Source organism: Nostoc spongiaeforme FACHB-130, assembly GCF_014698475.1.
Lineage (GTDB): Bacteria > Cyanobacteriota > Cyanobacteriia > Cyanobacteriales > Nostocaceae > Nostoc_B > Nostoc_B spongiaeforme.
Window position 1 is genome coordinate 126,805 of the sequence record NZ_JACJTB010000003.1, and the last position, 13,818, is coordinate 140,622.

The 13,818-nt window shown below is 41.3% G+C and carries 5 protein-coding genes; 4 read left to right on the forward strand and 1 reads right to left on the reverse strand.

The window, feature by feature from the left end:
• Positions 1–272: 272 nt before the first annotated feature.
• The gene (recN, locus tag H6G74_RS04520; protein ID WP_190966541.1) at positions 273–2,018 is read left to right on the forward strand and encodes a DNA repair protein RecN; all 1,746 of its coding nucleotides are present in this window, start codon (positions 273–275) and stop codon (positions 2,016–2,018) included.
• A gap of 188 nt (positions 2,019–2,206) precedes the next feature.
• On the opposite strand, the gene H6G74_RS04525 is transcribed toward recN, so the two are convergent.
• Positions 2,207–2,437 carry a hypothetical protein gene (locus H6G74_RS04525; RefSeq protein WP_190966542.1) on the reverse strand — a complete coding sequence of 77 codons (231 nt, stop codon included), beginning with the start codon at positions 2,435–2,437 and terminating at the stop codon, positions 2,207–2,209.
• 180 nt (positions 2,438–2,617) lie between these two features.
• On the opposite strand from H6G74_RS04525, the gene H6G74_RS04530 reads away from it, so the two are divergent.
• The 3 genes from H6G74_RS04530 (at position 2,618) to H6G74_RS04540 (ending at position 13,516) form a co-directional block, all read left to right on the forward strand.
• On the forward strand, positions 2,618–6,022 hold the full coding sequence (locus H6G74_RS04530; RefSeq protein WP_190966543.1) for an NACHT C-terminal alpha/beta 1 domain-containing protein: 3,405 nt from the start codon (positions 2,618–2,620) through the stop codon (positions 6,020–6,022).
• Between the two features lie 223 nt (positions 6,023–6,245).
• Positions 6,246–7,505 (forward strand): glycoside hydrolase family 10 protein, encoded by a 1,260-nt coding sequence (locus H6G74_RS04535; protein WP_190966701.1) that lies wholly within the window; start codon positions 6,246–6,248, stop codon positions 7,503–7,505.
• A gap of 491 nt (positions 7,506–7,996) precedes the next feature.
• On the forward strand, positions 7,997–13,516 hold the full coding sequence (locus H6G74_RS04540) for a tetratricopeptide repeat protein (RefSeq protein WP_242051151.1): 5,520 nt from the start codon (positions 7,997–7,999) through the stop codon (positions 13,514–13,516).
• Positions 13,517–13,818: the final 302 nt, after the last annotated feature.

A 13,818-nucleotide genomic window follows, 5' to 3' on the forward strand; every position in this document is an offset into this window, starting at 1 on the left:
ACATCCCTAAAATTGGGGATCAGCTTAATTAGCATTTTCCGCATAATATAGCTGTGGCTACTAAGACTCAAAATATTTATTTACACCAGCAGAGGCAAAGGCTAGGTTTGCTACACTGAAAACGTACTAGTTCCATTTTAAGTGCTGAGTTGAAAGTGCTGAGTGCTGAGTCAGGGCAATGAGCGCCTACAGCACTAAAAAATTAAAGATTTTTTCAATAACACACTCAGCACTCAAAACTCAGCACTCAGCACTAACGAGGGAGAAGCTTGATGTTGCTTGGTCTGCGAATTGAAAACTTTGCCCTAATTGACCAACTGGAACTAGAATTTGGCGTTGGGTTAAATGTTTTGACAGGTGAAACCGGCGCGGGAAAATCGATTATTTTAGATGCGATTGATGCAGCCTTGGGTGGTAAAGTTTCCAGTCGAGTTATCCGCACTGGAACAACTCGCGCAATGGTAGAAGCAACCTTTAAATCTCATCATGCCCTAGCCGCTTGGTTAACGGAACAGGAAATAGATTTAATTGATGATCACTCCGTAGTAATTAGTAGAGAAATTACCGCCACAGGTAGTAATGTCCGCAGTCGATCGCGGGTGAATGGTGTATTAGTGAATCGGCAAATCATGGTAGGATTGCGCGATCGCCTTGTGGAAATTACTGCCCAAGGTCAAACAGTCCAAGTCGGACAACCAGCCCAAGTCCGGGAATGGTTAGATGTGTATGGTGGCGATGCTTTAATTCAGCAACGTCAAGTCATTGCCACAGCTTATCATGCTTACCAACAAGCCCATCTTGCACTAGAAAAACGCCGCACATCCGAACGGGAACGTTTACAACAACTAGACTTGCTGACTTATCAAGTGCAGGAGTTATCCACCGCCAACCTCAGCGAACCGCAAGAATTAGAACAACTGACGCAAGAAAGGGAACGCTTAAATCACGTCGTTGACTTGCAACAGATGAGTTACAAAATCTATCAGGCTTTGTATCAAAACGACGGAGATACACCAGCAGCAGCCGACTTACTCGGAGATAGTGAAGCCACCTTAAACGATATGGTGGAATATGATAACCAACTGCAATCATTATTAGAATTAGTCAGAGATGCCCAAACGGCAGTTGTGGAAGTTGGCAGACAAATTAACGCCTACGGGGATAGTTTAGAAGCTGATCCGCAACGATTGGAAGAAGTCGAAGAAAGAATCCGGGAATTAAAGCAAATTTGCCGCAAGTATGGGCCGACACTCACAGAAGCGATCGCTTACTATCAACGTATCCAACAAGAATTAGCCGAACTCAACGATAGCGAACAATCAATTGAAAGTTTAGAACAGCAAGAAAAAACTTGTTTTGATAAACTGACTCAAGCTTGTCAAAAATTAACCAAATTGCGCCGTCAAGCTGCGAATAATTTAGAATCGCGGTTGATTGCAGAACTCAAACCATTGGCGATGGAAAAAGTACAATTCCAAGTGGAAATAGTACCCATCGTTCCCACTGCGGCGGGTGCAGATAAAATTACCTTTGTGTTCAGTCCCAACCCTGGCGAACCATTGCAACCATTAACCGAAATTGCTTCCGGTGGAGAAATGAGTCGCTTTTTATTAGCCTTAAAAGCTTGTTTTTCGCAAGCAGACTCCGCCGAAACATTGGTATTTGATGAAATTGATGTCGGGGTTTCTGGGAGAGTCGCCCAAGCGATCGCTGAAAAATTATACCAACTCGGTCAACATCATCAAGTATTGTGTGTGACCCACCAACCCTTAGTCGCAGCAATGGCTGACCGTCATTTCCGGGTTGATAAGCAAATTATTACCCAAGGCAAAGGTAAAAAAGCCAACAATGGCAGCACAGAACAGCGTACCGTTGTCCGAGTTACTTATTTAGATAACATTAATACTCGTCGAGACGAACTAGCGCAGTTAGCAGGGGGTAAATCTGCAACAGATGCGATCGCATTTGCTGAATCTCTCTTATTACAAGCAGCCAACCACCGCCGCCGCGAAGGTTAACTATACAGCAAAGGATTTGAGCTTTAGGAAGAGAATAAATTAGCCATAACACACCTGTATCATACTGACGGTAAGGCTAATTTATGACAAATATAACTCTTGTGGTGTAGGCATCTTGCCTGCACTGGACGGACTAGAAGCACATCCCACAAGAAACCATAGTGTAATATTTGAGGCTTGCTACGCCATTACTGCTCATTACTCTTTTTATCTTCATCCTCCAAACCTTTAGCCTTTTGCAACACAGGAATATATTGATTAATCAGCCAAATCATCACCTCAATAGCTGAGTCCCCTTGTTGAATGCGGTTTTTAGCTTGAACACCTAACAGTAGAGTTTGCACAACTAGTAAAATTACCATAACTTGGCGAAAAAACTTCTGGCGATGACTTTGGTGTTGCTGGCGTTGAATTTTCATTGATTTACCTCAACTTATGTACAAATCGAGGTTAAGGGTGGGACTTATTGACAAGTAAATCTTCCCAAGCACACTGCAAAACTTTGTAGAATCAATACAAGATGCTTGGGAAAGATTTTGTGCTTAGGAAAGCCAAAAACTTTTTTGCGAACTCTTTTGGTTTTTGATGGCGAAATTCACATGGGGAAACCTAGCTACCTTCGTGGTAGAGAAGATGCCAAGATATTGCTAAATGCTTTACTCTCCTTTGTTGACGACGTGGAAGAATCAAAGGATATTAAAGCTGATTGGCAAGATGATCATCAGCTATGGGTAAGGCATTCCACTTTAGAAGGACTGGCTGAACTAACAAACAGTTTAGATGTTGAGGCAATTCGGAATGCACTTAATTGTCTAATAGCTTTGGGCATTTTAGAAGACAAGCGCGAAGCAACTAACTCTAGAACCAGAACTAACTCAAAAGTGTGGCGTTTCGCGGTAAAGTTTCCCAGCATCGACAAAGAAACAAACCTCAACTGTTTGTTTCGTTCCGGTGGAGAATGGGATAAGCGACGGGAAGCTAAAAAATCTAAACCTCGTAAAGTTTCTAACCCATCGGCTGCTAAATCTCACAGCATTGACTGGCGTGAAGTTTGCATAGCCATGCTGAAAAGTCAGCAAGAAGCAGCAAGACTCAGACGCAAAGCGACAGAACAAGGTTTTGAAATTAACGTTTATGTTCCCTTGGGGTTAGTGGAACGCCAACAGCAGCAACGCCGACAACTAAATGAACAGCCAGACAGAGCAAATGTCTATGAGTTAACGCAAGAAGTCATAGTCAAAACCTATGAACATGACGCATTTCTACAAGAAGTAATTGCACAACAGTCAAGCGGCAATAATAAACATATTGCCGTCATTGGTGAACCAGGAGCAGGTAAGACTACTTTATTGAGTACAATAGCTTCCTTTATTCAAAACAACACTCAAGATTTACCCATCTGTATTTCTCTCGCCAACTTACAGGGAAGAACAATTGAGGAATATTTACTCAAGCAATGGCTGACTGACGCAATGAAATTAGTTAAATCTGATGTTGTCGTCACGCCAGAAATTGAACGTCAATTAATTGAGTGTTTTGCTAAAGAGAGAGTTTGGCTACTGTTAGATGGTGTGGATGAAATGGGTGAAAATTCACCCGTGCAAGCATTAACCAAAATTAATCGAGAACTGACAGCATCTTTGAGACAAGCGCGAGTGGTTTTAACTTGTCGGTTAAATGTTTGGGATGCCCAGGTTAATAATACACTCACAGGATTTAATACTTATAAAACTCAAGAGTTTAAACCAGAACAAATTGATGATTTTATTCAACAGTGGTTTGAGCGTGCTGGTGATTTAGCGAAAGGAAAGACACTACAGGATAAGTTAAAAGCAACTCAACATGAAAATATTCGTAAATTGGTGACGAATCCTTTGCGGTTGTCGCTGTTGTGTCAGACATTTTATTTGGATAAGCAGGGAGAATTACCAGAAACGAAAGCCGCACTTTATCAGAGATTTACCTTCTATTTCTATGAATGGAAATCAGAGTTATCTCCTGAGTTGTGTAACTCTGATGATTTAAAAGATGAATTACACCAAGCTTTAAGCAAATTAGCTTTTGCAGGTATTAACAGTCCTGCGCGGTTTCGCTTGCGGCGGAGTTTAGCACGTCAAGAAATGAGAGAAGAATTATTTAAATTAGCTTGTGATGTTGGTTGGTTAAATTTAGTAGACAGAGTAGCAGAAACTGATGAGGAAGTTTATGCTTTCTTTCATCCTAACTTTCAAGAATATTTTGCTGCGTTAAAGGTTGATGATTGGCATGAGTTTCTGAATCATGTTCCTGCTAATCCAACACAAGGAACTTACCGCATTTTTAAACCGCAGTGGAAAGAGGTAATTTTGCTGTGGTTTGGGCGGGAGGATGTAAAGAATGAAGAGAAAGAAGCGTTTATTCAGATATTGGTGGAATTTGACGATAAATTTCAAAATCTTTATTGGTATCAAGCCTACTTTTTGGCAGCAGTAGGAATTAAAGAATTTAATAATTGTAGGCATTCTGCTGAAATTGTACAACAGGTAGTGAAATGGACTTTTGGATATTTTGACACCGCAAAACAGGTATGGCTGTCTTTCATTCCACTTAACACAAAAGCTTGTATATTACTTAAAGAAACAATTCATAAACAAGTTATCATTGCTTTAACTGAATTGTTACATTTCCTTCAAGATGAACAAATACGCAGAAAGATTAGCGAGAAAAATGGAACAAGTTATGATAAAATCAAAATAGCTGAAGTTTCATTAACTTTATTAGATTTTTGTCCAGAGAATTCTAAAGCAAACGAAGCTTTAAAAGAATTAATTCATAATAGCGATGATTTTTTTGTTCCTCCTTTCTGGTTGAGGAATATTGAATTTAATGCACAGGTAGAAGTTGTCAGACGACATGTATTCTTGAATTCGTTACACAACCATCAACCTTCTGAAATACGTAAAAAAGAGATTTCTTATCGACCAGAAGAGATAATAGACTTGATTGACTTAATTAACAGGACTGAAGATAGTAATCCCAAGCAATATGAGTATAGGTTAAGGTTGGAAGAAATAGTGACTAGGAATCCCCAAGCTATTCCTCCTGTTGTGGAAGTTATCAAACGTTCACTTTCTTCTAATCTAGAAAATGATTACTATCCACTATTTAAGGCTATTGAATGTCTTGTCAAAATTGGAAGTTGTTCTTCAGAGGGAATTTCCATTCTAATGGACGTGGTAAGTAGTAAGTCAAATTATGGAAACTATGCCATTAAAGAAAAAGCTATTGGAGCATTGGGAATAGTTGGTGTTGGTAACAAAGATGTTTTTAAATTTTTGCTCAATTTACTCCACAATGAGAATATGCAAGGTTTGCGTTGGAATTCTCTTGGGAGCTTAGGGTCAATTTTAAGTGGTGATATGTTTTCGTTAGCAGTTTCTCACTTAAGAGGCTACTTAGAAGATTCTGTCTATCACAATTATCGTGCTTTATACGTAGAATGCTACTTGATACTTTGGCACTGCGCCCAAAATATCGCTTACCCCGATTTCTACCAAGCTTGGCATCAAGGAAACAGTAAAGAAATCAGTCTTAACCATCTTGAGTTACCCCAACGCTTGCAAGCTGCAATTAAAAATGACCCTCAACTTAGCCAAAACATTCACTTAATCTGTATCGACACCAGCAAATTTATTGAATCAGATAACCCAGCAGCCGAAATTTATGCTGAAATGGTTAACCAAGGTTGTCCAGAACGTGCTTCTGGCGAAGCAAACAACATGTCAGGTTTAAAAGTTTACTTCAAATTACTAAAAACTGACAAACGAGTAGTTTTAGTGTTTCACCCAGGCGCAACTAATCCTACAGGTGAGGCGACATACAGCCATGCGTTTCTCAACGCCATCAGCAAATTTGAGGGTGCAGTTTGTTTGATTAGCGACCTCATACCAAACTACAGCACTCTCAAAGTCTTTACATCCCACCAATCAGTTGATGAAATTTTAGAATGGTTGCGCTGTTGTTGATGATATTTGTTTGTTCGTCACGACAACTTATTTTGTTGTTAGATCATTAACTTCTGAGGGGATTATATGCTCATGTATCGGCAGGTTGATACATAATTAAGAGATTGATGATGATTTGAGTAAACCCGCCCCTACGAATTAAGAATTAGATTCACATCCTCCGGAAGATGCTGAATTATTTTGTATTTATAATTGTTCTTTGCAAAAGCAGTCAAACCCACTGATGAATCGGTTGACTAAACATTGGATTATTTACTTAATAGTTTTAGAATTTATACTTTGTTTAACAGTATTTACTCTACCTTCTTTTTCATTTTATGCTCAACCAAAAAACCAACAAATGGTCACGGAAATTCGTGGTGTTTGGTTAACTAATGTTGCTAGTGGTGTTTTATTTGTTCCTTGGGGAATTGATCGCGCTATTAATCAATTAGCAGCGTTGAATTTTAATACGATTTATCCTGTAGTTTGGAATCGGGGTAATACTTTTTATAAAAGTACTGTTGCTAAAAATACGATTGGGGAAGAAGCAGAACCAACACTGAATTTTATGCACGGTGGACAAGATGTTTTAGCCAAGATTATTAAACTTGCTAAACCCAAAGGTTTGACTGTGATTCCGTGGTTTGAATATGGTTTTATGACACCGCCAAATTCTGAGTTAGCCAAACGTTATCCTGATTGGTTAACAATTGGACAAGCAGGTGTAAATTCTGTCAAAGAAGTTTTGCCAGAAGATGCTAACAATGGGGTTGTAACTAAACAAGCTTGGTTAAATCCTCTAAATCCGGAAGTTCAAGATTTTATTTTAGAACTCATTTTAGAAGTTGTGAGTAATTACAATGTAAATGGCATTCAACTAGATGATCATTTTGGAATGCCAGTACAATTTGGTTACGATCGCTTCACTGTCGAACTCTACAAACAAGAACATCAAGGTCAAAATCCGCCGACTGATCCCTTTAACCCTGAATGGATGCGTTGGCGTGCTAACAAAATTACGGCATTCATGGGGAGAATTTATCGCAGCATCAAGGAAATTGAACCGAATGCAAAATTATCTCTGTCTCCCAATGCAAAAGCTTTTGCGTATAAATATTATTTGCAAGATTGGGAAACTTGGGTAAAAAACGGCTGGGTGGATGAGTTGGTGTTGCAAGTATACCGCCATAATCAAAATAGTTTTAAGACTGAATTAGAACAACCAGCCATAAAATTAGCCCTCAGCAAAATTCCGGTTGTAATTGGTATCTCTACCGGGACTTTACGCAACCCGGTGAGAATTTCCCAAATTAAAGAACAAATTGATATGGTACGCGATCGCTCTTTTTCTGGTATCTCTTTTTTCTATTGGGAAAGTTTATGGGGTTACATCGCACCCGAAACACCCCACAAACGCCGCAAGGTGTTCCAAGAACTGTTTAACACCAAAGCCATCAGGCCATTTCCTCTTGATGAAACAGGTAGTAGGTTGAGGTTGTGATTTGGGAGAGGGGGATGAGGGAAGGGAGACAAGGGAGACAAGCCTGGATTTCTCACAAGAGAGAAATCCAGGGGTGTGGGAGGGGGGGGAGGGGTGGGAAGTGTGGGAGGATGGTGAAAAAATCTTTCCCCCCACACTCCCCTCTCTCTCCACACCCGCTACCCATACGTGAGAAATTCGGGACAAGGGGGATGAGGGGTTTTTCGACTTAATAATATTTTTGTGACATTGGATTGACTAACAGAAATTATTCAAGATATTAATAGCAAGGGACTAATAATTAAGTAATACCAATTCTGTATGAAGATGCACAGAATCTTAAGAAACGAACCGCCAAGAGCGCCAAGAACGCCAAGAATCTAGAGTTTCATTTAGTGCAGCTTCACATTAAATTGGTATAAGAGCAATCCTATTTCCACTGTTGAATTGAATTTTGTCCCACCACTTACAAATTTATCAAAATATTTTTGATGCAATTCCCCGCATTGAGAATGCCTACACTTGCTGTTTTATTGGTTATCTTTTCTATTGATAGTGGGTTGATGAATTATCATCCCATACAAGGGCGAGTGTTGGCAGCAGAATTAATTGCTAATAACCAAGTTGTGGCTCAAATCCCAGAGGCGCAACAACTGTTTGAGCAAGGTAATCAACAACTGGCACAAAGTCAATTTACTTCGGCATTACAATCTTTTCAACAAGCATTAAATATTCATCAAGCAATTGGCGATCGCGCTTACATCGCCGCAGTTCTCAATAAATTAGGAGAAGTTTATCGCCATCAAGGACAAATTCAAACCGCCCTTCAACATCATCAACAAGCCTTAGAAATTACACGGGAATTGAATAACCGTGCAGAGGAAGCCGCATCACTGCATCAAATCGCCGCCGTTTACGCAACCCAAGGACAGTACAAAAATGCTGTGCAATTCTACCAGCAAGCTTTATCGATGCGGCGTGAGGTAAAAGATAAATCTGGGGAAGCGATTACTTTGATTGGCTTGGGAAATGCTTACGTCAGCTATATTAAATCGCAACTTTACTACCAGAAAATCAAAAAGCCGGAGGAAATTAAGTCTTACCTGGAGGTAAGAAAATATTACCAGCAAGCCTTAATGATTATGGGGGCTTTAGGCGATCGCGCGGGTGTTGGTTGGAGTCTCAACGGAATTGGGATGACTTACGCCGCGTTAAATCAAAAAGAACAAGCTGTGAAATATTACGAGCAAGCCTTAGCCCAGATGCGCCAAGCAGGCGATCGCATCGGCGAAGCTACAGTAATGTTGAATTTGAGCCAAGATTATAACTGGGGAATCGACAATCAACGGGAATCTTGCCCGATTTCCCTGGATTTCTCCGAACCAGCTTTAGCTATTGTCCGCGAAATTGGCGATCGCCCGTTAACAGCAAAAATCCTGAATGCGATCGCCTCCACCTACAAAAATCAAGGACAACAGCCGCAAATAGCCCTGGAGTATTATCAACAGGCTTTACCAATAGCACGAGAAATTGGCGATCGTTCCCTGGAAGAGAAAATCCTGAATAATCTGGGCTATATTTACCATAACCAAGGCTACCCGCAAACGGCGCAGGAATATCAAGAACAAGCCTTAGCCATCAGACAGGAAATGGGTATTCATGTGGGGTGGGCGACAAATATTGTCAAACGGGCAATTTTGGTGACTTACAATATACCCCAAAAAAGACCAACTTTAATTACACTCTTGACAGGGGAAGCACTCATCCACTACCGCAACGGTGTAGAACACGCCAAGTTTGCAAGATACCCAGCCGCCTTGTCATCCTATCAGCAAGCTTTAGCGATCGTCCGTCAGCAAAAAAATCGCCCCTGGGAATGGGTAATTCTCAATCAAATGGGAACAATTTACGAAACTATCGGACAGTTACAAGTAGCCTTAGATACCTATCAGCAAAGCTTGGCAATTCGTCGGGAAGTTGCTGAACAGTCAACAAAAACACCAATCCCCCAGACAATTCGGGTAGCCTTTGGTACTGATGTCAACATTCATCGCCCAGAGGGAATCAAACTAGAAGATGGACTCAGCAACGGTTTGATTCAGGTAGGGAAAGGAAAACCAATCAAAACTGCCATCACGACTGTTGAATCCGCAGAAATAGCCGAAATAGAGAAACGCGGACAACGGCTAGAAGTAATCGCTGGGGTAGCTGGATGGCATAACTTTGCTGAAAATGAGGAAGAAAATACCTTAGCGAATATTGCAGATATCCACAAAACTCTAGGACAGTACCAAACTGCCTTGCAATTCTACAAAGAAGCCTTGGCAATCATCAATGCAGAAATGTCCAGCCCAGAAAATATCGAAGTTCGTCGGCGCAGAGAGGAATTGTCACCAGGAGATTATCGCCAGCAGGAACAGCGAATTAAAAGAAGTATGGGTGAAGTTTACGCCGCATTAGGACAGTATCAAACTGCCTTGGATGATTATCAGCAATCTCTGGCAATTGTGAACATGGAGAACAGCAGCCACAGGTTGGTTAATCAAAAACCGATATTGTTAACCCAAATTGGGGAAATTTACACCAATTTAGGCCAGTATGAAGCGGCGTTGACAGCTTACCAGCAAGCATTAGCGATCGCCCGTGATCCTCAAACTCAAGATAACTATTTTGTACCAGAACAACAAATCCGCCAATTTGGACAACAGGAATTATTTCGCTGGACAAGAATACCCTTTGAAAAGCCAGATCAAGCCGCAATTCTCAACAGTATCGCCGCAATTTACGCCAAATTAGGGCAGAAGCAAACAGCGCAGGAGTATCGTGAGCAAGCAAACACATTACAGCGCGAAATTAGCAACCGTAATCTAGAAAATATTACTGGTCAAAAAGCCGTCTTAATTACAGAAGTTGGTAGAGATGCAGCGAAAAAAACCCTTGTGCAAGTACAGCCATTAGAAGGAGAAGCGGTAGTTTTGTTTGCCAAGGGAAACAGTTACGCCACCCAAGGACAATACCTCAAAATTCAGTACCAAGCTGCATTACAAGCTTACCAGCAAGCCTTAACAATTGTTCGCCAGCAAAAAAATCGCCCTTGGGAGGGGATAATTCTCACCCAGATGAGTGCAGTTTACAAACAATTAGGAGACAATCAAGCCGCGACTCAAGTTGATCAACAAGCCTTGGCAATTAGACAGGAAATCGCAAAACAAAGTGAGAAAACAGCAACTATTCTGGGTAAAACGCCGTTGAGTGGGACTTTTGATGGCGAAAAGCTCGAAATTCGCCTTTCATCTGGCAAAATTACGACTTTTAACCCCGCAGGTGGCGTGATTTTCTTCGCTCAAACACCAGAAAAATTGAAAGCTGATCAACTGTATGAAGCAGGTTGGCGGCAGTATATCAAAAGGGAATATGCCAGAGCCATCAAAACCTTTGAGGCAGCTTTATTAATTTATCAACAAATAGAAGATAAAACAGGTACGGGCAGAACTTTGTTCCACCTGGGAGACGTTTACCATCGCCAAAGAAATTATCAGCAGGCGTTGAAATATTATCAGCAAGCTTTGGCAATTCAACAAGAAATCGGCGATCGCGGTTGGGAAAAATCCAGCCTCAACTCCATAGCAGACATTTACACCATCCAAGGTAATGAATTTTCGAGAGCAGGTAAATATCGAGAAGCTTTAGAAAAATACCAGCAAGTTTTGGAGATTGCGAAAAAATTAGGCAGCGAGCCAAGACAATGGCCGACTTTCCATCGCATAGCGAGAGTTTACAGCAGCTTGGGAGAGTATAAATTAGCTCTCGATTACTATCAAAAAGCCTTACCCATCCGGCAAGAAATTTTAGGCAACTGGGTAGGAATTGAATTTGATATGGGACAGATTTATAAAGTGTTAGGACAATACGAACTCGCTTTGAAATCTTATCAGGAAGCCTTAAAAATCGCCAGACAACCCGTACTGCTCGAATCAGACGGAAACAGAATAGGAGACATTGCAGGTGAAGTGAGGGCGCTGAATGCGATCGGCAATATTCACTACAGACAAGAAAAGTATGAATTAGCGTTAGATTTCCATCAGCAAGCCTTAACAGTGCTGCAAAAAATTCAGAACAAAGAACAACAAGAATTTCTCAAAGCAACAACATATTACAATATTGGGATTGTTTACTTCAAGCAAGAAAAATATCAATTAGCCTTGGCGTATTTGCAACCACCTTTAACTATTTATCAAAAATTCAAATCCAGAAATGCAGAAGGGATAAATCTCCACGCCATAGGAAACGTTTATTTAGAGCAAGGGCAATATGAATTAGCCGGAAAATTCTTACACCAAAGTTTAGTAATTGCTCAAGAAATTGGCAACAAAGAAGGTGAAGGATACATCCTCAATACTATCGGGAAGTTACTCGAAAAACAGAACCAACCAGAATTAGCAATTATCTTCTTCAAACAATCAGTAAATGCTAGAGAAACAATTCGCAATAATATTAGAGAATTAAGCAAAGAACAACAGCAATCTTATACAGAAACCATTGCCAAGGATTATCGCCATTTAGCCGATATCCTTCTGCAACGCAACCGAATTTTAGAAGCGCAACAAGTACTAGACTTGCTCAAAGTCCAAGAAATTGACGACTATCTCCGCGACGTGCGGGGGAGTGAAAAAACGGCGACTGGTGTTGTGGAACGTCCCCAAGAACGGCAAATTCGAGCGGTAATGAAAGCGGAATTTGAACAAGCGATCACCCTTGGTCGAGAACTCGCCCGACTGGAAAACATTAGTGTGAGCAGCCGCACCCCGTCCCAGAAACAGCGTATTTTAGAATTACGTAAAATTCAGCAGACACTAGCCAAAGACTTTAACACCTTCCTCGATAGCCCGAAAGTGCGCGAATGGGTCGCCCAACTCCAGCAAACCACCCAAGGGCAGAGTTTTAACCTGGAATCCTCCGCCAGCGCCTTACAAGATAACTTAAAACAACTCCAGCAAGGCGCAGTCATACTTTATCCCCTAGTATTGAGCGATCGCTTAGAACTAGTTTTAGTCACTCCCTACGCACCACCAATCCGCCGCACCGTAGCTGTTACCCAAGAAGAACTCAACCGAGCAATTTTGGAATTTCGCACCACCTTACCAAAACGTACCCCAAAAATCACAGTTCCCGCCCAAAAACTCTACGATTTGCTGATTAAACCCCTAGAAAATGACTTAGCACAAGCACAAGCCCAAACCATCATCTACGCTCCCGACGGACAACTGCGTTATGTTCCCCTAGCCGCCCTTTATGACGGTCAAAAATGGTTAATCGAACGCTTCCAAATCAATAATATTACTGCCGTCAGCTTAACCGACCTCAACACCAAACCCCAAAATCAATTAAATGTCTTAGCGGCAGCCTTTACCCAAGGCAACTATAGTTTTCATGTAGGATCTCAGCAGTTTGACTTTTCCGGTTTACCCTTTGCTGGTTTAGAAGTAGAAACACTCGCTCAAACCATTCCCAGCACCAAAAAATTATTAGACCAGCAATTCAATTCAGATATTGTGTTGGAAATGAATGATTACGCCGTCATCCATTTAGCAACTCACGCCGCATTTACCACTGGACAGCCAGAAGAATCATTTATTTTGTTAGGAAATGGCGATCGCGTCACCCTCCGAGATATCAAAAACTGGCGATTGCCCAATGTCGATTTAATCGTACTTTCAGCCTGCCAAACCGGATTAGGCGATCAATTTGGCAATGGTAGAGAAATTTTGGGTTTTGGCTACCAGATACAACAAACAGGCGCAAGAGCCGCGATCGCTTCTTTATGGTCGGTAGATGATGGCGGTACACAAGTATTAATGAATGCTTTTTACAACATCCTGTCCCAAGGCAAAACCACCAAAGCCGCAGCCCTACGTCAAGCACAAATCGCCCTAATTACTGGCAAATACGGTAACTTAACACCACAGTTAAGCGAGCATCTCAGTCATCCTTTTTACTGGTCAGCCTTTATTTTGATTGGTAATGGCTTGTAATCAAAGAGGTGATATCTTGTCCTGTAACAGAATTATCATCAAAGACCGCAGATAGGTAGGGAGCAGCTGACAGGTGTAGGTGACTCCTGAATGATATTGAGATAATTAACCGCAGATGGACGCGGATGTAGACGCGATAGCGGCTTCCCGCAGGGTACGCAGATGAATTTATATTCTACCCAAGTGAAAATAACTAGACTCAACAAAAGACCAAAGAATAATTTTGGAGGGGGTTTGGGGGACGCAACCGTCCCCCAATCGGGGGCTTGGGGGAGAATCCCCCAAATCTTAACTCATGGTCT